The organism is Mycobacterium neumannii (genome assembly GCF_048452905.1).
Taxonomy (GTDB): Bacteria; Actinomycetota; Actinomycetes; order Mycobacteriales; family Mycobacteriaceae; genus Mycobacterium; species Mycobacterium neumannii_B.
Map to the genome: position 1 here is coordinate 1371871 of NZ_JBCGVF010000003.1, position 20141 is coordinate 1392011.

The window sequence follows — 20141 nt, forward strand, 5'->3', positions numbered from 1 at the left end:
TCCCCCGAGGAGGTTCGCGATGACAACACGAAGCGCCGACAAGGCGGTGCGCAAGTTCAAGTTCGAGCGGCAGCTGGGCCGCGTCCTGATGAACCCGGTGGTCGCCGCGCTCGACCGCGTGGGCATCCGGTCGTCGTTGGTGGTCGACCTCGAGACGATCGGACGCAAGAGCGGGCAACCGCGGCTCGTACCGCTGGCGGGCCGCGCCGACGACACCGGCGTATGGGTGATCTCGCAACACGGTCGCCGCGCAGGCTGGGCCTACAACATTGCGGCGAACCCCAGAGTGCGCGTCCGCGTCAACGGCGAATGGCGCACGGGCACCGCGAAGTTCGAACCCGACGACGACGTGCGCGCCCGAGCCCGCACCTTCGGCGGCGCGGGCAGGCTCGGCCAGTCGGCAACCGCGTTGACGATGCGGGCGATGGAAAGCGACCCGATCTCGGTGCGGATCACCTTCGACACCGCGTGATTTCGGTGTCGTCGGTTTCGCTGGGCGCGACGAACGACACCGAAATCACCCCCTAGTCGGGTAGCGAGTTGCTCAGCCGTTCGGTCGCGGCGACGTAGTCCTCGATGAACTCGCGCACCACCTCCCGCGCCGGTTTGACCTTGTTCATCAGCCCGACACCTTGTCCGACGAAGTACGTCGCCAGCGCCTGGGCGCCGGGATGCCCCTGGGCGGCCAGCACATCGATGCGGCGCACGACGGGCTCGGCGAGCATCGACTGCAGGGGAAGCGGCAGCGGCTTCTGGCCACCTTCGTTCGGCAACCACGCCTGGGTCCAATCCGAAACCAGCTGGCGCGCAGGCTTTCCGGTCCTACCCGCGGAACGTACGGTGTCGCGCGACGAGGCGGCCAGGAACTTCTCCTTGGTGTAGGGCGCCGTCTCCGCCTCTTCGGTCGTCAGCCAGACCGAACCGGTCCAGGCGCCGGCCGCGCCCATCGCCACCGTGGCGGCCATCTGCCTGCCCGTGACAATCCCGCCCGCGGCGAGCACCGGGATGTCGCTGCCGATCGCCGCCAGCGCCTCCAACACCTCGGGCACCAGCACCAGCGTCGTCACCTCACCGCAGTGCCCACCGGCCTCGGTGCCCTGGGCGACGATCAGGTCGACTCCCGCCTGCGCCTGCTTGACGGCGTGCTCCTTGGCGCCGACCAGCGCGGCCACCGGCACGCCGTTCTCCTTGCCGGCCTTGATCATGTAGTCGGGCGGGAGGCCCAGCGCGTTGGCGATCAACCGGATGGGGTGGTTCATCGCCACGTCCAGCAGATCTTTGCCCGTGTTGCCCGAGAGGGCGGCGTTGCCGAATCGCGGCGCCTCCTCAGCCTCGATGTCGTGGGCGGCCAGCAGCTCGGTGACGAAGCCGCGGTATTCGTCGGGGATCCGGCCCGCGAGGTCGCTCATCGTCAGATCCTCGCCCTTGCCCTCGTAGCGGGCCGGGACGATCAGGTCGACGCCGTACGGCTTGCCCCCGACGTGGTCGTCGATCCAGGACAACTCCTGGTCGAGCTGCTCGGGTGTATACGCCGTCCCGCCCAGCACGCCGAAGCCGCCCGCGCTGGACACCGCGGCCACCACGTCGCGGCAGTGGCTGAACGCGAACAACGGGAAGTCGATACCGAACTGCTCACAAATCGCTGGTTTCACCCGGCCAGTATGGCTAGGCCGGTTCACGCCCGAGACAGGAGCCGCCGGATCGCGTCGAGCATCTGCTTGCCGGCAAGCAGCTCGAGGTCGTTGTGCCCGGCGCCGGGCACCAGTTCGTAGCTCTTCGGCTCGTTGGCCGCGTCGTAGAGCCGTCGGCTCATCGGCTCGGGCACGACGTCGTCGCGGTCCCCCGCGATCACCAGTAGCGGCACGCGCACCGACGGGATCCGCTCCAGCGACGGATAGCGGTCCAGCAGCAGCCACCGCACCGGCAGCCACGGATAGTGCACCGCCCCAACGTCGGGCAGCGAGGTGAAAGGTGAACGCAGCATCAACGCATGCGGCGGCCGTTCGACGGAGAGGCCGACAGCGACTGCGGCGCCAAGGGATTCACCGAAGTAGGCGATCTCGTTCACCCCGTCCTGTGCGGCCAGCCACGACTGCGCAGCCCGCGCGTCAGCGGCCAGACCGTCCTCCGACGGGCGGCCCGGATTGCCCCCGAAACCGCGGTAGTCCACCAGCAGCGCCGAGGAGCCCATCCGGTTGAGCGCCACAGCCAACGCTGCGCGCATCGACCGGTCTCCGCCGTTGCCCGGCAGCACCAGCACGGCGGGCCCGTCCCCCTCGACCGGGAAGTACCATGCGTCCAAACGGATTCCGTCGTCGGTTTCGATCACCACGTCTTGTCCGTTGCGCGCCACCGTGGCGGCGGACGGCACGGGGCCCGGGGACGGGAAGTAGACCAACCGCCGCTGCTGAGACCACAGCAGACCCATCAGACCGGACGCCACGAGCGTGACGATAACGAGAACGCGGACGGTGCGGCGCATCAGGTCCGCAACGGTGCGAACGCGAACTCGCGCAATCCGTCGAGCGGGTCCACCGCCGCGGAGAACCCGAGCGTCTCGGCGGCGCGCGCGGGGTCGGCGACGATATGGCGGACGTCTCCGCTGCGGTACTGGCCGGTGACCACCGGCGGCGCGTCGCCGCGGGTCTCGCACAACGCCGCGGCCACCTCGAGGATCGAGATCGGTCGTCCCGAGCACACGTTGAACGCATCGAATCCTTTGCGCTCAGATTCCACGGCCGCGACGTTGGCCGCGGCCACGTCGTCGACGTGCACGAAGTCGCGCATCTGCCCACCGTCCTCGAAAACACGTGGCACGTCGCCGGATTCGAGCTCGGAGCGGAAGATCGCGGCCACGCCGGAATACGGGGTGTCGCGGGGCATGTAGGGGCCGTAGACGTTGTGGTAGCGCAGCGCGGTGACCGCGCCCCCGACGGCCTCCGCCCACGCGAGCGCGTAGTGCTCCTGCGCCGTTTTGCTGGCGGCGTACAGGCTGCGGGGCCGCAGCGGCGCGTCCTCACCCACCAGTCGCCACTGGACGATCGCGCCGCACAAGGGGCACCGGTGCTCGAAAACACCGGCGTCGAGGTCGGCGCGCGTGCGCGGATGAGGGTCGACCGGTCCGTGCTCGGCGCAGTCGTAACGGCCCTGCCCGTAGACCACCATCGACGAGGCCAGCACAAGTCGTTGGCAGCCCGCCGCGAACATCTCGGCCAGCAGCACCGTCGTCCCGTAGTCGTTGTTCGAGCCGTACGAGGGCGCATCGGCGGCGTTGACACCCGCGCCGACCACGGCCGCCTGATGGCACACCGCCTCGACGCCCCTCATCAGCGGCGCCAGCGCGGACGCGTCGCGGACGTCGACCACCCGGCAGTCCGGCGGTGGCTCGGCACCCGGCCCGTGGGCGGCGGGCAGCATCGCGTCGACGGCGATCACATCGTGGCCCGCGTCGCGTAGCGCCTCGTGGATCCGAGCCCCGATGAATCCGGCGGCGCCGGTCAGCAGGACTCTCACGGGAGTTCGAACGGCAGTCGGACACCCTCGTGCGCCAGGCAGTGCGTACAGGAATTCACCTCGGCCGTGTTTGCAGTGTTTTCGATGGCGTCGTGCACGAGCTTCTTGAACGGCACCAGGTTGCGCTGGAACTCGGCGAACACGTCGACGGTGCGCACGGCCGTACCGCTGTCGATGCCCGCATCGAGATCGGTCACCAAGGCGATTGCGGCATAACACATCTCGAGTTCGCGAGCCAAAACCGCCTCGGGGTAGCCGGTCATGTTGACCAGGGTGAAGCCCTGATTGGCGAACCACCGACTCTCGGCGCGGGTGGAGAACCGCGGCCCCTGCACCACCACCATGGTCCCGCCGTCGACGACGCCGGGCAGGTTGGTGGCCGCCGCGCGCAGGCTCGGGCAGTACGGGTCGGCGAACGCGACGTGGATGCCGCCGGAGTCGAAGTAGGTGTCGGAACGGCCGCGGGTGCGGTCGACGAGTTGGTCGGGCACCACCGTGGCCCCGGGTCCGAGGGCAGGGGTGAGGCTGCCGACCGCGCAGGGCGCGAAGATGCGTCGCACCCCGAGGGTGCGCAGCGCCCACATGTTGGCCCGGTACGGCACGGTGTGCGGGGAGAACTCGTGGTCGACCCCGTGGCGCGGCAGGAACGCCACCTCGTGCGCGCCGATGGCGCCCACGGTGATCGGGGCGCTCGGCGCGCCGTAGGGGGTGTCGACGGTGACGCTGCGGGCGTCGGCCCCGAAGAAGCTGTAGAAACCGCTCCCGCCGATGACTCCCAGCACGTCTAAGCGGGCGGTTGGTCGTCGGTCTCGTCGAGCTGTTGCGACGCGCGCCGCACGGTGTCGCGGATCTCGAACGCGTCGGTCGCGAAACCGCCGATCGCGTTGGCGACGTCCTTGACCGCGGTGGTGACGATCGACACCACCTCGCCGACGGTCGATACGCCGGAGTCGAAGATCTCCTGCACGGCGTCCTTGCGGATCTCCGCCTTGCTGAGTCGGTCCTCCATGCGCTCAGTCTGCCACGGCCTGGCGCCGTGCGAGACTGGCGCTCGTGGCGACATTCGCGCAATGGGTCGAGGGCGCTCGGCCGCGCACGCTGCCCAACGCGATCGCACCCGTGATCGCGGGTACCGGAGCGGCGGCGTGGTTGCAGGCCGCGTGCTGGTGGAAAGCGCTGCTCGCACTGGCGGTCGCCGTAGCGATGATCGTCGGAGTCAACTACGCCAACGACTACTCCGACGGCATCCGCGGCACCGACGACGTCCGCGCGGGCCCGCTGCGGCTGGTCGGTTCCAAGGTCGCCACGCCTCGGGCGGTGTTGACCGCCGCGGTGGTGAGCCTGGCCGTGGCGGCGATCGCCGGGCTGGTGCTGGCGGCGGTGAGCGCGCCGTGGCTGATCGCGGTCGGCGCGGTGTGCATCGCAGGGGCGTGGTTGTACACCGGCGGGTCGAAGCCGTACGGCTACCTCGGACTCGGCGAGGTCGCGGTGTTCGTGTTCTTCGGATTGGTCGCGGTGCTGGGCACCCAGTACACCCAGGCGCTGCGGATCGACTGGGTGGGCGCCGCGATCGCAGTGGCGATGGGGTCCATGTCGTCGGCGGTGTTGGTGGCCAACAACCTGCGCGACATCCCGACCGACAAGGAGTCGGGAAAGATCACGCTGGCCGTGAGACTGGGCGACGCCCGGACCCGGCTGATGTATCAGGTGCTGCTGGTGGTGGCCTTCGCGTTGACGTTGGTGCTGATGCTTGCGACGCCGTGGGTTGCGGTCGGCCTGGTGGCCCTGCCGCTTGCGGTGCGCGCGGCCGCGCCGGTGCGCAGACGTCGCGGCGGTCGGGAATTGATTCCGGTTCTGCGCGATACCGGGTTGACGATGCTCGTGTGGGCGGTCGCCGTTGCGCTTGCGCTGGCGCTCGGGTGATCTCGAGCGTGCGCGAAGTGTCGGGATTTCGCGGCGTGTCGTGTGCCAACACGCACGCTCGCGCTGAAGATGACTAGGTGACCGTCGTCGGGGCGTCGGCCACCTTCACCAGGGTCACTTCCGGTTTTGCGGGTACCGCGTCGGCGAGGAACCACCGAAACGCCAGGTTGCCGCGCGGATAGTCCACGGTGGTAATCGAATTCGGGTGCGCGGTGGTACCGCGGGAGATGACGGCGGTGATCGAACCGTCGGAGTTGGGTACCGCGCTGAAGCCGTTGATCGACGTCTTGGCGTCGGTCACACCCGCCATGAACTGGTTCCACACGACGAGGTTCCAGAACCGGCATGCCGGAGGCCTGTGCGTGACGACGAGGGCCTCGTCGTCTTCTAGCACGAAGCTGCCGTAGGCATAGCATGCGTCGCGCGCCGACCAGCCGAAGTTCGCATCCGGCACCTGGTAGGGATCGGCGAATTGGTTTGCCACCTGCGAGATTTCGTGACCCAGCGTGTGGCTGTCATCGACCCGCACGCCGACCGCAAGCGGCACGATCGCGAACATCGTGCGCAGCCACGCCGCGCTGGCGCGCAGCGCCGCGGCGGTCTCCTCGTCGCCGTGCCGGATCGGGTCGGGCTCGTCGAGCGCCTCGATATGCCACGACACCGGGCGGCCGGTCAGCGGGTCGGCCTGGTAGTCGCGGGTCACCAGCACCACACCGCCGTCGGTCGGGCCGTACTCGAAGGAGAAGTTGCCGTCGGCATCCAAGGCGCCTAAGGACTCGAGGTCGTCGTCGCGGACCAGCGCGACGATCCGATCCGACCACGCGCCGGGGGACGGCTCGTTGTAGGCGGTCACCGAGAAGTAGACGCTGTCGCCCCTGTTACCGCTGATGCGGTAGCGGCGCTTCGGGTCGACCGGGCACATGAAGTAGAAGGCGTCGGTGTTGTCCCCGCCCCAGCGCCGGTCGCGCCGGAACGGGGTGTTGAGCTCGACCCACACGGGTCGGCTCGGCTCGGCGAAGAGATACGTGTCGAAAGCGACGCCGAGCGTGGTGGCCAGCATGCGGTAGCCGTCGGCAATGTGACGGTCGTCGGAGACAGCGCGGTCCCCTTCGAGGAAGCTGCGGTCGAGGCCGCCGAGGGTGTCGAGCAGTTCTCGCCACGCTTTTGGCGATTCGTGCGTCATGCGCTGATTCCTCTCGTGATGAAAGTGGCGGTTCGGTCCACCCATGCGTCGTCGAGTCGATCCCCGCGGGTGATCAGGCACAGAAACGTCATGCCTGCCATGGCCTCGACGACGTCGGCGGCCGACACCTCCGGCCGTGCCTCGCCGCGGGCCGAAGCTGCGTCGAGCCGTTCGGTCAGCCCGCGCGAGAGCACATGCGAGAAGCGCTCCAGCAGCGCGGCGTGCAGCGCGGGATCGGCCGCCATCTCCGCAACCAGGCCGGGCAGTGCGGCACGCGCGGCGGGGGTGGTCAGCACGCCGACTGTTCGGCTGAGCATCTCGCGGATGTCGCCGGCCAGCGATCCGGTGTCGGGGAGCTCGGTCGCCGTGCCGAGCGGAAACACCACCTCGTGCACGAGATGCGCCTTGCCCGGCCAGCGGCGGTAGATGGCGGGTTTGCTCGTGCCCGCGCGACGGGCGATCGCGTCGACGGTGAGGTCTCCGTAACCGGTGGATCCGAGCAGGTCGACCGTCGCGCTGAGCACCGCGTCGTCGATGCGCTTGTCGCGGGGTCGGCCAATTTCCGTCGTCATTACGAAACTGACAGTAACATAACTCGCTGTGACCGACGTCTCACCAGCCCCGCCCGTCGTCCTCGACGACCTAGCCGAGCCGCGCTTCCCCGCGGAGATCCAGCCGATCCGCGACATGATGGCGGCGATGGCGCCCGAGTGTCCGCTCGACGCCGACGCCCTGCACGCCAAGGCCAGTGCGGAGACCGGGCTCGACGACTTCGGCCCCGACGATTACCGCGACCGCCTCGACGTGTATCTGGCTGCGCTGCAGGAGATTCCAGGACTGAGCGACGCCGGAGTGGTGAACTTCCACGCCCAGCTGGTCCAGTTGCTGAAGAACCGACTGCTGCTCACCGACCTACTGGCCAGGCATCCCGAGATCTACGACATCGAACTGGCGCCGCCGGTCGTCATCGCCGGGCTGCCACGCACCGGCACCACCCACCTGCACAACCTCCTGGCCGCGGGTCCGACCTTCCGCACCCTTCCGTACTGGGAGAGCAACGAACCGTTCCCGCTGCCCTCAGAAGCCGGCGTCGATCCGGATCCGCGGCGCACCCGGATGGATGCCGCGGTGGAGTTCATGAATGCGGTGATGCCGCACTTCGCGCTCATGCACGAGATGACGACCGACCACGTGCACGAGGAGATCCAGCTGCTGGCCAACGACTTCAGCTCGATGCTGTTCGAGACGTTGGCGCATGTGCCGCGGTGGCGCGACTACTACCTCTCACACGACCAGACGCCCCACTACGAGCACCTGGCGCTGCAGTTGAAGGCGCTGCAGTTCCTGCGCGGGGGCAGACGGTGGCTGCTCAAATCCCCGCAGCACCTCGAGCAGCTGCCCGTGCTCGACCGGGTCTTTCCCGGTGTGGTGGTGATCACGACCCACCGCGATCCGGTCCCCGTGGTGCTGTCGATGCTCGCGATGCTGACCTACTCCGCGCGCATGCACTGCGCACCGGTTCCGGTCGAGGACATCGCCGCATGCTGGATCGACCGTCTCGAGCTCATGCTGGCCGCGTTGATCCGCGATCGCGACGTCATTGGGGCCGAGCGATCGATCGACGTCAGGTTCGACGACTTCATGGCCGACGAAATGGACACCGCCGCAGCGATTTACGCACTCGCAGACGAGGCGATGACCGAGGATGCTCGCGCCGCCATGGCCGAGTACCTCGCGGGGCACCAGCGGGGCAGGCTCGGGCGGGTGGCGACGTCGCCGCAGATGTTCGGACTAGACCCGAACGAGTTGCAGGCCCGCTTCGCCCCGTACGTCGAACGCTTTTTGACCTAACCCTCGCGCGGTCGTCGCGGCCGTTCGTCCGATCAGCGGTGTGTGAATACCCTGGCCCGGGTATCCGCATCCGGCAGCCGGAGACGAGAGGCATCCATGACCGCAGCACGAACTCAACTCGATCAGCGCGATCTCGCGGAGGCGCGGCGCGTCGTCGCCGCCGTCTCCGATGCCTTCTCGGCCAAGGTCGTCGGCCAGGAGAACCTGCGCGAGTCGTTGCTGATCGGCCTGCTCGCGGGCGGTCACATCCTCATCGAGAGCGTTCCGGGACTGGCCAAGACGACCGCTGCACGCGTGATCGCCGAAGCCATCGACGGCGGGTTCCGACGCATCCAGTGCACGCCCGACCTGCTGCCCAGCGACATCATCGGCACCCAGATTTACGAGTCCGCGACCAACTCGTTCGTCACCCAGCTCGGGCCGGTGCACACCAACATTGTGCTGCTCGACGAGATCAACCGGTCCAGCGCCAAGACACAGAGCGCCATGCTCGAGGCGATGGAGGAGCGTCAGACCACGATCGCGGGCACCGAGTATGCGATTCCCGAGCCGTTCCTCGTGATCGCGACGCAGAACCCCGTCGACCAGGAGGGCACCTATCCGCTGTCGGAAGCCCAGACCGACCGGTTCATGCTCAAGGACGTCGTGCACTACCCCACCTCCGAGCAAGAGGTGGAGATGATGTCCCGGATGGACGCGGGGCTCTACGACAAAGAGCACCGCAGCAGGCCGGTCGCCGGGCTCGACGACATTCGCCGGCTGCGCGCGGTCGTGCGCGACGTCCACATGGACCGGGCGCTGATGCACTACGCCAGCCAACTGGTCACCGTCACCCGTGAACCCGAGCAGTATTTGCCGCGTCAACTGGCCCGGTTGATCGAGTACGGCGCCAGCCCTCGCGCCACCATCGCCTTCTGCAATGCCGCCAGGGCGCTGGCCCTGCTGTCCGGCCGCGGGCATGTCATCCCCGGTGACATCGCCAAGCTCGCCCACCGGGTGTTGCGGCACCGACTCATCCTCGGTTTCGAGGCCGCCAGCGCGAACGTCACCCCTGAGCTGATCATCGACGCTGTCCTGCAAGCGGTTCGAGTGCCGTAGGGCCGGTATGGGCAGACACCTCACCACGGCGAGGACGCACTTCGGCACCGACACCCGCGGCATGCTCGAAGGCGGCCGCTACGCGTTGCTGCACACCCGCAGCCTGGAATTCGACGATCTGCGGCCCTACGTGCCCGGCGACGACGTCCGCGATATCGACTGGAAGGCCTCGGCGCGGTCGGGTCATGTGCTGATCAAGCGATTCGTCTCCGAGAAGCATCACAAGCTGCTGCTCGTCGCGGACGCCGGTCGCAACATGGCGGCTCTCACCCCGAGCGGGGAGTTGAAACGCGATGTGGCCGTGAATATCCTGGGCGCATTCGGGCTCATCACGCTCGGGCGGTCCGACCAGATCGGCATGGTGTTCGGTGACACCCGCGGTTGTGTCAACATCCGGCAGCGCCGCGGCGAGACCCACATCGAAAGCCTGCTGCACAGGTACTACGGTCACGCCTCGCTCGGGACTGGTCGCAGTGATATCGTCTGCCAACTCGATTATGTGGCAACGCATTACCGCCACCCGATGCTGGTCGTAGTGGTGTCCGACGAGCCGGAGGTCGATGACCGGCTGACCGACTCCGTCACCCGGCTGACCGCCCGCAACGACGTGCTGTGGGCGACGATTTCCGACATGCCCGCCGTCGGCGCCAAGGACGACCGGGCCGGATTCGACGTGTCGACCGGCCGGTTCGTCCTCGACACCGCAACCCTGGGCCCGCGGGTGGTCGCGGCGTACCGCAAGGCCGAGCAGGCGCGGGCGCAGCGACTCGACGAGTTCATGACCGCTCGGGCCGTACCGCATACCAGGATCGGCGGCAGCGGTGAGATCCGTACCCGGCTCGTCGCCCTGACCGAGGTGTTCGCCCGTGCCGGATGACTTGTTGCGGTTCGTCGGTGGACCGATGCCGTACTGGTCTGGGTGGTTGTGGCTCGGGTTGCTGATCGTGTTACTGGTAATCGTCTGGTACATCGGTGTGTTCGTATGGACGCTGCCGGCGCAGCAGCTCCGGCGTCTTCCCGTGGTGCGTTCCCTGCATGCCCGGCTGCTGCGCCGTCGCTTCGCGCGCAGTGTGCAACGCATTGCGGCCAGGCACCGCGATGGCGAGCTCACCGATGTCGAGGCGGGCGCCGCGATGAGCCGCACTCTGCGCAGTTTCCTGCACCAGGCGACCGGAACACGGGCCCAGTACCTGCAGCTTGACGACATCGCATCCGGTGAGCTGGCGCCCGCCGCGCCGACGCTCGCCGCACTCGACGACGCGCAGTTCAACACGGCCTCACCGGTTCGGGTCGACGAGGTCGGCGCGACGACCGAGGAGCTGATCCGCTCGTGGCCCTGACCTGGTGGCCGATCGCCGTCATCGGATTCGCCTGTCTGGCAGGCGCTGTCGCGCTCGCGGTCGTCGTACCGACCAAGCAGTTACAGCGACAGTTGCGGCCGTTGGCGAACACCCTCCGCCTGACCCGTCTACCGGAATACGCGCGGGTGGCGCGGGCGCGAACGGTGTCGATGGTCGTCACGATCGTGCTGCTTGTCTTGTTGTTCGGCGCAGCCGTGCTGGCCAGCGCCCGACCCAGCGGGTTGTGGTGGTCGCTGCAGACTTCCGAAATACCAGAGGACGTGATGTTGTGCGTCGCCGAACCGGCCGACGATCCCAGCACCGGCGCGTTCCTGTCCTATTTCGCGGAGCGCACCGGAGCGTTCGGCACGCAGCGGATCGGTTTGACCTCGGTCAACCGCCGGGTGATCCCGCTGACCCGCGATTATCAGTTCGCGGTCGAAAGACTCGGGGAGGCAGCCGGTCTCGCCGGCCTACCCGATGATTCGGCGCTGACGCCTGCTCAGCGCAATAGCCTGGCGTCGTTCGCCGCACCCGTGACATACGTGGACTACGCGACGAGCGTCGCCGACGTCCTCGCGCTGTGCGCCGCGGGCTTCCCCTCCGACGAGCCCCCTGGTGAGCGCCGCCGTTCGATCATCTACCTGGGGCCCGGCGAACTGCGCGCCCCCGACGAGACCCGCCCGTCGCTCTACACCGACCAGCAGGTCGCCGAGTTGGTGCAGGAGCGCGGAATCCAGGTCAACGCGCTGGTGTCGTCACCGGGTCCGGTGCGGTCCGTCGTATCGGCCACGAGCGGGCGATACGCGCCGATCGGACCCGACCTGGCGGGCCAGCTGGACGGGATCCGGGCGCATCCGCCCGAGGCCGACCGGGCCGCCACCCTCGCAGGATTTCGCGGTGACACCCCGACCGTCCCGTTGGCGATCGCGGTCGCGGTGTCGGCGCTGCTGTGCCTGTCGCTGGCGGTGCTTCGACGATGACGTTCTCCCCCGTCGTACCGCCGGCATTGCTGATCGCGGTCGCTGTCGCCGCGATCGTGCTGCGGCTCATCACCATGCGCCAGCTGGCGCGCAGCGCCAGCCAGCGATTAACCACCGTGTGGCGGTGGTCGGCGCTGACGCTCGCGGTGGTGCTGATGCTGATCGCCGCGGCCAGACCGGCCATCGGCGGTGACGCCGAGCAATCGGTCACGACCGGCTCGGACGGCGACACGACGGCCAACGTGTTCCTGATCGTCGACACCTCCGCCGAATCGGCGATCGCCGAGATCCGCGACGACGTCGCCGCGCTCATCGACCACTACCCGCAAGCACGGTTCGCACTCATCACGTTCGCTGCGCGCTCCTCGGTGGAATGGCCGCTGTCCGAAGACAACTGGAGCCTCAAGCCGGTGGTCTCAGCGGTGGCCCCCGACACCGCCGGGGCCGAGGTGAACGCGGCCGCGGCCGCGAACGTCCTGCGTTACCAGTTGATCGCGGCGGGCCAACGCAGCCCGGACGCAGCGAACCTGGTGTTCTACTTCGGGTCCGGGGCGCCCGGGTCGCAGGCTCCGCAGGGCGAGTTCGATCCGGTGCCCGGGTCGGTGGACGGCGGTGCGGTGTTCGGTTACGGGGCGACCCGCGACGAGTCGCGTCTGCGGGCGATCGCCGATCAACTCGGCGTGCCGTTCGTGGCCCGGGACACGGCGCAGGCGGTCACCGAGGATGCGCCCGATGTCGACGGTGTCTCGTCGGCGCGGGCCGACGCCACCGCCTCCGATCGAACCGACTTGTACTGGTTCTTCACCATGGTGGCCGCAGTCCTGTTGCTGTTCGAGATCTACCTCACGCTGCGCGAGTTCCGCACCAGTCGCGCGGCTCGGCGAGACGAGGTGGTCTGATGCGTCCCTCACGGTTGCGGCTGCGCCGCCGGTTGCTGCTGTTCTCGGCGCCCGTCGTGATCGTGGCGCTGGCGATCGCGCTCAAGCTCGTCTCCGCTGTGGTGGCGGGCGAGTCCGCGGTGTCGCACTTCGCCGACCGCGACGCCGATGCACTGCGCGGCGACGTCGCGGTGATGGGCCTGCTCAACATCGTCGAACCCGCGAAGGCACCGTTCGCGGCGGGGACTCTCGCGGTCCTCGACGACCGCCTCGCCGACGCCGACGATCACTTCTCGGAAGCGTTGAGCCGCACTGCACCGGATCGGTCTTGTCCCGTACTGGTCAACCTGGAACTCGTGCGCGAGCGCCAGGGTGACATCGACGCGTGGGAGAACCGGCCCGATGCGGCGCGCGACCGGTACCTCAGCGCGCTGGATCTCGTCGAGAACGCGCCCGACGGCTGTTTCGAGGGCAACACCGATCCCGATCCCGAGCGGCGCGCCGTACGCAACGACGCGGCACCGCGGCTGCAGGCCAAGCTGGCCGGTCTGACCGCTGCGCCTCCGCCTCCGCCGCCGCTGGCACCACCCCCACCACCGGCGGCGCCAGTCCCCGCCCCGGTGGCACCCGACGCCGACACGCCCCGGGACGCGTTGCGGCTGGATCCCGGCTCCGGGGATCCGCTCGACAAGCTGCAGCAGGTGCTGCAGGACGCTGCGGGCTAGCCGGTACTGGTTCCGGTCCAGTACTCGGCGAAGCGGCCGTTTTCGATGCGCAGGATGTCGTTACCGGTGAACCGCTTCGGTCCGTCCTGGGCCGCGCCCGTGCCGATCCACCTGGCCGCCAGCATGTCGCCGTCGACGAACGGCTCGACTTCGATCACGAACTTCAGGTCGCTGAGCATCTGATGGGTTTCCCCGACGACCGCCTGCAGGTCCGCTGGCCCTCGAACCTCCCGGCCGGGCCAATGTCCTACGAATCCTTCGGTGACCAGCTCAGCCGCAACGGGATCTCCCGCCCACAATTCGTCTATCCATCGTGTGTATAGCTCTCTAGGCGAAATCATGTTGGTGTCTTACCCGGCCCGGGGCGGGAAACGCAATCTACCGACGAGTACGACAGGCGCAAATGGGGGCAATCGGGGATATGTCACATCAGCCCCAGCGTGTCGAGCAGTCGATCGAGGTCGTTGTCGTCGTTGTAGAGGTGGAATCCGACGCGGACGGCCCCGGGCCGCACCGATGCGCGGATGCCTGCGCTCACGAGCCTTTCCGCCGCGCCGTTGATGGGCAGCGACACGATCGCCGACTCCTGCGGAGGCAGTTGCAGCGCTAGCCGCAGCCTTGCGGCCAGACCGACGCTGTGGCGCTCGACGGCGACCCGGTCGAGCGTGGCGAGCCAGGGCAGAGTCAACCCTGCGCCCAGTGCGCTGAACCAGGTCGGGGAGATGTCGAAACGTCGCGCGTCGTCGGCGAGCTGAATCGGCAGCCCGTAGATCGCCTGCCACGGCTGCTCGGCGGCGTACCAGTTCGCGGCGTGCGGCGTCATCATGCGGCGCACGCGCTCGCTGAGCGACATCCAGGTGACGCCCCGCGGGGCGAGTAGCCATTTGTAGGCCGCGGCGACGGTCACGTCGGCCCAGCCGAGGTCGAGGGCCTTCCAGCCCACCGCCTGGGTGATGTCGACGACGGTGACGGTGTCGGTGCCCGCGACGGTTCGGCGCAGCGCCTCGGCGTCGAGCAGCGCCCCGGTGGCCGACTGCACCAGGCTCACGGCCACCACGTCGAAGTCCGCGGCGTCGGCCACGAGTTGGTCGGCGGGTAACTCGGTGACCGTGACCCCGCGACCGGCCTGCGCGGCGAACGGAAACGTCGTGCTGGTGAATTCCCCGGGCAGCACGACCACGCGGCTGCCTTCGGGGATCGCGGCCGCTACCAGCCCCAACGCTCCCGAGACGGTGCTGCCCATGGCGACCGACTCCACGGGTACGCCCGCCAGCGCGGCGTAGCCGGCGCGTCCGGCGCGCACCTGACCGTCGAAGGACGGGACGTCCATCGTGCCGTGCTGCCACTGCGCGATGCAGTCGTGCAGCGCGTCGACGACGAAGCGCGGCGGCAGACCATACGTCGGGTTGTTGAGATATCCTGCCGCGCCGTCGAATTCGGCCCCGAACGCCTCACGCACCGCGGAAGCGGTCATCCTCGGGACGGTGGGTCTTCGCCCCGCAGCCGGGCTTGGAGTTGCTCCCGGTCGCGACGCCTGCGTTCATCGAAGGCCGCGATGCTCTCGGTGGCGCGGCGACGAAGGGGGGCGAAGAGCCAGATGCCTAGCGGCAGTGCGATCACCAAGGCGAAAAGCAACGCGACGATGAGCGGGAATTCGCGCAGTCCGAGCAGATGTCCGGCGCCCAGAATCGCTGCCGCGACCGCCGCGACGAGCAGAAGCCGTGCCAGCACATAGGCCAGCACGTCCACCACGAGGCGAGTTCCCTGGCGACCGTCAGACACGAACCGAGCCTACCGATGGCGCGTATATTCGAACCAAGGAGGTTTTGTTCTCGTGGCGTATCTGCTCCTGATTCTCGTGGTGTGCACGCTGGCGTATGTCGGCTGGCGGCTGACCCGAGGGTCTTCGAGCCGTCCGCGCACCCGGGTGATCGGGCCGGACGACGATCCTGAATTCCTGCGTCGGCTCGGCCAGGAGGACAACCCGAGACCGTGACCGCGCAGTTCTAACGTCGCGCGCCGGGGAATCCGGCCGCGACTTCGGCGGCCAGCTCGAGCAACGCTCCCCTCGTTTCCGGTTTGAGCCGGTCGAGGCTGATCTCGGCACCCTCCTCGAGGTGCGGATCGAAGGGCACCTCCACCACCGCCCGGCACCGCCGGCTGAAGTGGTCGACGACCTTGTTCATGTCGACCTTGCCTGACCGTGGGCGCACCGCGTTGATCACCGCGACCGAGTTGCGCACCATGTCCTGATGTCCGTGGGCGTCCAGCCAGTCCAGCGTCGCCGACGCGCTGCGGGCCCCGTCGACCGAACCGGAACTGATCACCACCAAGGTGTCGGCCTTGGCCAGCACCGCCGCCATGGCCGACTGCATCAGCCCCGTGCCGCAGTCGGTGAGCACCAGGCTGTAGAAGCGCTCGAGCACCTCGAGAGTGCGGCTGTAGTCGTCGGAGCTGAACGCCTCCGACACCGCGGGGTCGCTTTCGGAGGCGAGCACCTCCAGCCGGCTCGGGCCCTGGGAGGTGTAGGCGCGGACGTCGCTGTAGGCCTTGATGCCTTTCGCGTCGCGCAGGAGATGGCGCACCGTGGCCGGGCTCTCGAGCGGCACCTTCTGGCTCAGCGTGCCGCGGTCGGGGTTCGCGTCGACGGCGATGACGCGGTCACCGCGAAGCGACGCCAGGGTCGCGCCCAACGTCGCGGTGATCGTTGTCTTGCCGACCCCGCCCTTCAGGGACAGCACCGCGATGCGGTGGCACCCGCGCAACGGGCGCTGGATCTCGGCGGTGAGGGCCTGTCGGCGTCGAGCCTTCGGCCCGTCACCGAGGTTGATCAATCGAAAAGACCCGTAGTACAGCCACTTGCGCCAGCCCTCGCAAGGCGCGCGTTTGGGTTGTCCGAGCAGCGCGACAGTCGAGAGGTCGAGATACGGCGCCGGGTCGCCATCGGCGATGTTCGGTGGGGAGACGACCGGAATGCCGTGCGGCGGCGTGGTTGCGGTCCATTCGGGCGGCGGATCGGCCGCGGGATCGCTGAAGCGGCTCTGTGCGCGGAATCCCCCTGGCGCATAGGCGTTTTCGGGCACTATCGCGGGTGAGGCCGCGTCCTTGCCGACACCATCGTGGGCGTGATGCACCGGTTGTTCAGACACGCTGACGGCCCCCCAAGGCTTAGCAAGATTTCGTCGCCGATCTTAGCCAAGCACGACGCTGCGACTCAGCCGACGCCGGCGTAGGAGTGCAGTCCGACGGTGACCAGGTTGATGAAGAAGAGGTTGAACACCATCGCGATGAAGCCGGCGACGTTGATCCACGCGGCCTTCTTGTCGCGCCACCCAGCTGTGGAGCGAGCGTGCAGGTACGCGGCGTAGATGACCCACGCGATGAATGACACGGTCTCCTTGGGGTCCCAGCCCCAATAACGGCCCCATGCCTCTTCGGCCCAGATCGCCCCGAAGATGACGCCGAACCCGAACACCGGGAACGCGAAGATCGTGGTGCGGTAGGCGATCCGGTCCAAGGTCTGCGCGTCGGGGAGCCTGTCCAGGGCGCGGGCGAGAATGCCGTCGGCCGAGCGGCGCTCGGGGTCGGCGAACCGCGACATCTTCAGCAGGAAAAGGATGCTGGCGACGCCGGCGACCAGGAACACCCCAGACCCGAGGCTGACCACCGACACGTGAATGGGCAGCCAGTACGACTGCAGGGCGGGCATCACCGGCGCGGCGTTGGTGTACAGCCAGCGGCCCGAGACGGTCAGCAGGATCAGCACCGGAAGGAGCACGAACACCCACAGCGTCCGGTACTGGCGGCGACGTAGCACCACCGCCGCGGCGACCAGCCCGCAGAAGCAGGTCAGGTTGATGAACTCGTACATGTTGCCCCACGGCACCCGCGAGGTGGCCGCACCGCGCAGCACGATGCAGGCAAGCAGCAGGCCGATGCCGAGGTAGGTCAGTGCGAGACCCGCGCCGCCGATCCGTTCGTCAAGCGGGCGGCGCCGGGTCTCGGTGACGACGCCGGGTGCGGCGCTGTCGGCGCCCACGCCGCCGGCTGCCGCGGCTCCCCGCCCCGATGTCGCCGCCGCTCCCACGAGCTCCCTGGCGTCGGCCTTGCGGCTGCGGCTGTAGGCCAACTCGATCGCGAGCAGTAGCAGCGCACCAACCAGGACCAGCACCGATGAGGTGAACGCCCAGTCCGAGTAGCGGGCTAAACCGACGTCGATCTGCTCGGGGTTCATGTGACCTTCTCTCCTGCGGCGTGCGCCGGCCTGGGGTCGGGAAGGAGGCGCTGCGTCAACCGCTCGAACTCCTCACCCCACCCGGAGTTGTCGGTGCGCGCCAGCCCGCCCAGCTCGACGGTTACGGTACCCGGCCCGGCGCGGCTGATCCGAATCCAGATCCTGCGCCGGCGCACCACCAGCGACACCAACAGCCCCGCCATCATGGTCATCGCGAACACCAGCACCCACACCTGTGCCGGATCGTGGGAGACCTGGACGTTGATGAACGGCACGGCGCCGTCGAACCGCACCACGGTGCCGTCGTCGAGCTGCGTCGATTCGCCTGCGCTGAGGTTGACCCGCGCCTTCTTGGTGAGCCGGCCCTGCTCGATCAAGCGCGGGTCGAGCGTGAACAGCGACTGCGGGCGTCCGCTGTCCAGGCCGGTGTCGCCGCGGTAGATGTCGATCGCGACTGCGGGGTCGTTGAGCGCCGGGAAGCTCGAGGACAGCAGCGTGCCGTGCAGCTGTTCGGTCGGGGCGAACAGGCCCTGGATCGCGAGCTGGTTCTTGCGACGTTCGTCGGCATCCGGATAGGTGCCGGCGGGCGGGTCGAACCGCATGGCGCCCGACGACAGGAAGGTGACCTGATCGTCGGGTCGCCACTGCAATGTCTGCGTGCGCGTCTGCCCGTCGGGGTAGGTCACGGTGAAGGTGGGGGCGTAGCCGTGGCCCTGCAAATAGACTCGGTCACCGCCGACCCGCAGCGGGTGGTTGACCTTCAGGTGGTAGGGCCGCCAGGTGCCCGACTCCAGATCGGTGCCCGCCTGGTACTCGATGTCGGCGGCGAACGACGTGGCCTGCCCCGTCGGCAGATAGTCTGCTTGGAAGTCGTTGACCCGTAGGCAGATCGGATACAACGAGGTGCCGTCCACGGTGTTTCCGGCACGGAACGAGTCGAACGCCGCCGGCGAGGCCGAGCAGAATCCCGGGCCGCCGTCGGCGATGACGATGACGTTGCCCTCGTAGCCGAACAGTTTGCCCGCCGCCACCGCCACGAGAAGGCCGAGCAGCGAGAAGTGGAACACGATGTTGCCGAACTCGCGCAGATAGCCCTTCTCTGCCGAGATTTCGACGGTTCCGTCGTCTTCGCGGGTGGCCTTGCGCCATCCACGCAACCGCTCGTTCACCGTGGCCGCCAAGCCATCCGCCTCGCCGGACACCTCGGCGGTGTGGTGTTTGGGCAGCCGACCCAGGTTGCGCGGGGCGGGGACGGGGTTGGCCCGCATGCTGCGGAAGTGTTCGATCAGACGTGGGGTGAGGCAGCCCACCAGCGATATGAACAGCAGCACATAGATTGCGGTGAACCAGAAGCTGGAGAACACGTCGAACGCCTGCAGCCGGTCGAGCCACGGCCCGATGGTCGGGTGCTCGGCGATGTACTGGTCGACCTTGGACTCGTTGAGGCTGCGCTGCGGCAGCAGGGCGCCCGGGATCGCCGCGAGGGCCAACAGGAACAGCAACACCAGCGCGGTGCCCATCGACGTCAGGGTCCGCCAGGTGTTACGTATCAGCGCAAACACTTTCGTCATATCGGCAGCGTCACATTACTGACGAAGGCGTCCCGCACCCAGGACACGAAGTCGCCCCACAGCCCCGTCACCAGCGCGACGCCGACCAGGATCAGCAGCACACCGCCGAAGATCTGGATCGTGCGGGTGTTCCTGCGCAACCACGCCAGACCCTGCACTGCGCGCGCCGAGCCGAACGCCAACAGCACGAACGGGATTCCCAGGCCGAGGCAGTAGGCGATGACGAGCGCAACACCGCGGGCGACGTTGGCGCCGTCGGTGGCCGAGGCGACCGCGATCACGCCGGTCAGGGTGGGGCCGAGGCACGGTGTCCAGCCCAGGGCGAAGACCGCGCCGAGCAACGGGGCGCCAGCCAGCGTGGAGATCTGCCGCGGCGCGAATCGGGCCTCCCGCTGTAATGCGGGGATGAACCCGACGAAGGCCAGCCCCATCACGATGGTGACCACACCGCCGATACGTTGCAGGAGAAGCTGGTTGGTGATCAGCGATGTCGTCATCCCGAGCACGGCGACGGTGCCGAGCACGAACACCACCGTGAACCCGGCGACGAACAGTGCGGCTGCGCCGGCGACCCGGAGCCGGGTGATTCTCGCCGAAACCGACGTTTTGGCGGGTTCTTCCCCCGTATTTCCGCCAGAACGTCGGTCCCGACGAACCAATACCGGGGAGTGCCCGGGGGCAGCTTCGTCCTCTACGCCGACGACGGCGGCCAGGTACGACAGGTAACCGGGAACCAGCGGCACCACGCACGGCGACGCGAAGGAGACCAGCCCGGCGAGCACGCTGACCAGGAGTGCCAGCAGAACCGGACCGCCGGCGATCAGCTGGTCCACCTGATCGAT

Annotated in this window: 24 protein-coding genes; 10 read left to right on the forward strand and 14 right to left on the reverse strand. The window is 68.4% G+C overall.

The features are described 5' to 3' along the window. Positions 1-19: 19 nt before the first annotated feature. Positions 20-472 carry a nitroreductase family deazaflavin-dependent oxidoreductase gene (locus AAHH99_RS13045; protein ID WP_418768981.1) on the forward strand — a complete coding sequence of 151 codons (453 nt, stop codon included), beginning with the start codon at positions 20-22 and terminating at the stop codon, positions 470-472. A gap of 52 nt (positions 473-524) precedes the next feature. Here AAHH99_RS13045 and AAHH99_RS13050 read toward each other — a convergent pair whose 3' ends face one another. The 5 genes from AAHH99_RS13050 to AAHH99_RS13070 are packed head-to-tail and all read right to left on the reverse strand — an operon-like array spanning position 525 to position 4522. Beyond that, entirely contained in the window at positions 525-1652 is a 1128-nt protein-coding gene (locus AAHH99_RS13050; RefSeq protein WP_418768982.1) for an NAD(P)H-dependent flavin oxidoreductase, read from the reverse strand. A gap of 23 nt (positions 1653-1675) precedes the next feature. Beyond that, positions 1676-2482, reverse strand: a complete 807-nt coding sequence (locus tag AAHH99_RS13055) for an alpha/beta hydrolase (RefSeq protein WP_418768983.1) — start codon at positions 2480-2482, stop codon at positions 1676-1678. Further along, positions 2482-3513 carry an NAD-dependent epimerase/dehydratase family protein gene (locus AAHH99_RS13060; RefSeq protein ID WP_418768984.1) on the reverse strand — a complete coding sequence of 344 codons (1032 nt, stop codon included), beginning with the start codon at positions 3511-3513 and terminating at the stop codon, positions 2482-2484. Before AAHH99_RS13060 ends, AAHH99_RS13055 begins: the two co-directional genes overlap by 1 nt. Then, entirely contained in the window at positions 3510-4295 is a 786-nt protein-coding gene (locus AAHH99_RS13065) for an S-methyl-5'-thioadenosine phosphorylase (protein WP_418768985.1), read from the reverse strand. The genes AAHH99_RS13060 and AAHH99_RS13065 overlap by 4 nt, the downstream gene beginning before the upstream one ends. A gap of 2 nt (positions 4296-4297) precedes the next feature. Continuing rightward, the gene (locus tag AAHH99_RS13070; RefSeq protein WP_066842144.1) at positions 4298-4522 is read right to left on the reverse strand and encodes a hypothetical protein; all 225 of its coding nucleotides are present in this window, start codon (positions 4520-4522) and stop codon (positions 4298-4300) included. Positions 4523-4566: 44 nt separating this feature from the next. Between AAHH99_RS13070 and AAHH99_RS13075 the strand changes: the two genes are divergently transcribed. Next, complete coding sequence (locus tag AAHH99_RS13075) at positions 4567-5436, forward strand: 1,4-dihydroxy-2-naphthoate polyprenyltransferase (protein WP_418768986.1); 870 nt, start codon at positions 4567-4569, stop codon at positions 5434-5436. 73 nt (positions 5437-5509) lie between these two features. Here the strand turns inward: AAHH99_RS13075 and AAHH99_RS13080 are convergent, their stop codons facing one another. Both AAHH99_RS13080 and AAHH99_RS13085 read right to left on the reverse strand, forming a co-directional pair. Then, positions 5510-6619, reverse strand: coding sequence for a hypothetical protein (locus tag AAHH99_RS13080; protein WP_418768987.1), 1110 nt, complete (start codon positions 6617-6619; stop codon positions 5510-5512). Next, complete coding sequence (locus tag AAHH99_RS13085) at positions 6616-7191, reverse strand: TetR/AcrR family transcriptional regulator (protein WP_418768988.1); 576 nt, start codon at positions 7189-7191, stop codon at positions 6616-6618. Before AAHH99_RS13085 ends, AAHH99_RS13080 begins: the two co-directional genes overlap by 4 nt. A 115-nt stretch (positions 7192-7306) precedes the next feature. On the opposite strand from AAHH99_RS13085, the gene AAHH99_RS13090 reads away from it, so the two are divergent. From AAHH99_RS13090 to AAHH99_RS13120, 7 genes are all read left to right on the forward strand, one after another. Further along, entirely contained in the window at positions 7307-8470 is a 1164-nt protein-coding gene (locus AAHH99_RS13090; RefSeq protein ID WP_418769620.1) for a sulfotransferase family protein, read from the forward strand. 96 nt (positions 8471-8566) lie between these two features. Continuing rightward, on the forward strand, positions 8567-9568 hold the full coding sequence (locus AAHH99_RS13095; protein WP_418768989.1) for an AAA family ATPase: 1002 nt from the start codon (positions 8567-8569) through the stop codon (positions 9566-9568). Between the two features lie 7 nt (positions 9569-9575). Beyond that, positions 9576-10445: a DUF58 domain-containing protein gene (locus AAHH99_RS13100; protein WP_418768990.1), complete on the forward strand. Its 870-nt coding sequence runs from the start codon at positions 9576-9578 to the stop codon at positions 10443-10445. Further along, positions 10435-10908, forward strand: coding sequence for a hypothetical protein (locus AAHH99_RS13105; RefSeq protein WP_418768991.1), 474 nt, complete (start codon positions 10435-10437; stop codon positions 10906-10908). Before AAHH99_RS13100 ends, AAHH99_RS13105 begins: the two co-directional genes overlap by 11 nt. Next, positions 10899-11891 carry a hypothetical protein gene (locus AAHH99_RS13110; RefSeq protein ID WP_418768992.1) on the forward strand — a complete coding sequence of 331 codons (993 nt, stop codon included), beginning with the start codon at positions 10899-10901 and terminating at the stop codon, positions 11889-11891. Before AAHH99_RS13105 ends, AAHH99_RS13110 begins: the two co-directional genes overlap by 10 nt. Then, entirely contained in the window at positions 11888-12790 is a 903-nt protein-coding gene (locus AAHH99_RS13115) for a VWA domain-containing protein (protein ID WP_418768993.1), read from the forward strand. The genes AAHH99_RS13110 and AAHH99_RS13115 overlap by 4 nt, the downstream gene beginning before the upstream one ends. After that, positions 12790-13494 (forward strand): hypothetical protein, encoded by a 705-nt coding sequence (locus tag AAHH99_RS13120; protein WP_418768994.1) that lies wholly within the window; start codon positions 12790-12792, stop codon positions 13492-13494. The genes AAHH99_RS13115 and AAHH99_RS13120 overlap by 1 nt, the downstream gene beginning before the upstream one ends. On the opposite strand, the gene AAHH99_RS13125 is transcribed toward AAHH99_RS13120, so the two are convergent. From AAHH99_RS13125 to AAHH99_RS13135, 3 genes are all read right to left on the reverse strand, one after another. Further along, the gene (locus tag AAHH99_RS13125; RefSeq protein ID WP_418768995.1) at positions 13491-13835 is read right to left on the reverse strand and encodes an ester cyclase; all 345 of its coding nucleotides are present in this window, start codon (positions 13833-13835) and stop codon (positions 13491-13493) included. The two genes, AAHH99_RS13120 and AAHH99_RS13125, sit on opposite strands and share 4 nt — an antisense overlap. An 83-nt stretch (positions 13836-13918) precedes the next feature. Next, positions 13919-14968, reverse strand: coding sequence for an aminotransferase class V-fold PLP-dependent enzyme (locus AAHH99_RS13130; RefSeq protein WP_418768996.1), 1050 nt, complete (start codon positions 14966-14968; stop codon positions 13919-13921). Beyond that, entirely contained in the window at positions 14965-15276 is a 312-nt protein-coding gene (locus tag AAHH99_RS13135; RefSeq protein ID WP_064419905.1) for a DUF4229 domain-containing protein, read from the reverse strand. Before AAHH99_RS13135 ends, AAHH99_RS13130 begins: the two co-directional genes overlap by 4 nt. Before the next feature lie 52 nt (positions 15277-15328). Here AAHH99_RS13135 and AAHH99_RS13140 point away from each other — a divergent pair, with 52 nt between their 5' ends. Next, a complete protein-coding gene (locus AAHH99_RS13140) occupies positions 15329-15490 on the forward strand; it encodes a hypothetical protein (protein WP_418768997.1) in 162 nt (53 codons plus the stop codon). 10 nt (positions 15491-15500) lie between these two features. Here AAHH99_RS13140 and AAHH99_RS13145 read toward each other — a convergent pair whose 3' ends face one another. The 4 genes from AAHH99_RS13145 to AAHH99_RS13160 all read right to left on the reverse strand — a co-directional run bounded on the left by AAHH99_RS13145 (position 15501) and on the right by AAHH99_RS13160 (position 20141). After that, positions 15501-16643 carry a MinD/ParA family ATP-binding protein gene (locus AAHH99_RS13145; RefSeq protein ID WP_418768998.1) on the reverse strand — a complete coding sequence of 381 codons (1143 nt, stop codon included), beginning with the start codon at positions 16641-16643 and terminating at the stop codon, positions 15501-15503. Positions 16644-16708: 65 nt separating this feature from the next. Further along, a complete protein-coding gene (gene ccsB, locus AAHH99_RS13150; RefSeq protein WP_418768999.1) occupies positions 16709-17728 on the reverse strand; it encodes a c-type cytochrome biogenesis protein CcsB in 1020 nt (339 codons plus the stop codon). Next, positions 17725-19299 (reverse strand): cytochrome c biogenesis protein ResB, encoded by a 1575-nt coding sequence (resB, locus tag AAHH99_RS13155; RefSeq protein WP_418769000.1) that lies wholly within the window; start codon positions 19297-19299, stop codon positions 17725-17727. Before resB ends, ccsB begins: the two co-directional genes overlap by 4 nt. Further along, positions 19296-20141, reverse strand: a complete 846-nt coding sequence (locus AAHH99_RS13160; protein ID WP_418769621.1) for a cytochrome c biogenesis CcdA family protein — start codon at positions 20139-20141, stop codon at positions 19296-19298. The genes resB and AAHH99_RS13160 overlap by 4 nt, the downstream gene beginning before the upstream one ends.

Bases quoted from the DNA above. Each gene is read 5' to 3' on its own strand.
- AAHH99_RS13085 (WP_418768988.1), bottom strand. From the start codon at position 7,191: ATGACGACGGAAATTGGCCGACCCCGCGACAAGCGCATCGACGACGCG.
- AAHH99_RS13095 (WP_418768989.1), top strand. From the start codon at position 8,567: ATGACCGCAGCACGAACTCAACTCGATCAGCGCGATCTCGCGGAGGCG.
- AAHH99_RS13070 (WP_066842144.1), bottom strand. From the start codon at position 4,522: ATGGAGGACCGACTCAGCAAGGCGGAGATCCGCAAGGACGCCGTGCAG.
- AAHH99_RS13100 (WP_418768990.1), top strand. From the start codon at position 9,576: ATGGGCAGACACCTCACCACGGCGAGGACGCACTTCGGCACCGACACC.
- ccsB (WP_418768999.1), bottom strand. From the start codon at position 17,728: ATGAACCCCGAGCAGATCGACGTCGGTTTAGCCCGCTACTCGGACTGG.
- AAHH99_RS13115 (WP_418768993.1), top strand. From the start codon at position 11,888: ATGACGTTCTCCCCCGTCGTACCGCCGGCATTGCTGATCGCGGTCGCT.
- AAHH99_RS13120 (WP_418768994.1), top strand. From the start codon at position 12,790: ATGCGTCCCTCACGGTTGCGGCTGCGCCGCCGGTTGCTGCTGTTCTCG.
- AAHH99_RS13125 (WP_418768995.1), bottom strand. From the start codon at position 13,835: ATGATTTCGCCTAGAGAGCTATACACACGATGGATAGACGAATTGTGG.
- AAHH99_RS13080 (WP_418768987.1), bottom strand. From the start codon at position 6,619: ATGACGCACGAATCGCCAAAAGCGTGGCGAGAACTGCTCGACACCCTC.
- AAHH99_RS13055 (WP_418768983.1), bottom strand. From the start codon at position 2,482: ATGCGCCGCACCGTCCGCGTTCTCGTTATCGTCACGCTCGTGGCGTCC.
- AAHH99_RS13090 (WP_418769620.1), top strand. From the start codon at position 7,307: ATGATGGCGGCGATGGCGCCCGAGTGTCCGCTCGACGCCGACGCCCTG.
- AAHH99_RS13045 (WP_418768981.1), top strand. From the start codon at position 20: ATGACAACACGAAGCGCCGACAAGGCGGTGCGCAAGTTCAAGTTCGAG.
- AAHH99_RS13130 (WP_418768996.1), bottom strand. From the start codon at position 14,968: ATGACCGCTTCCGCGGTGCGTGAGGCGTTCGGGGCCGAATTCGACGGC.
- resB (WP_418769000.1), bottom strand. From the start codon at position 19,299: ATGACGAAAGTGTTTGCGCTGATACGTAACACCTGGCGGACCCTGACG.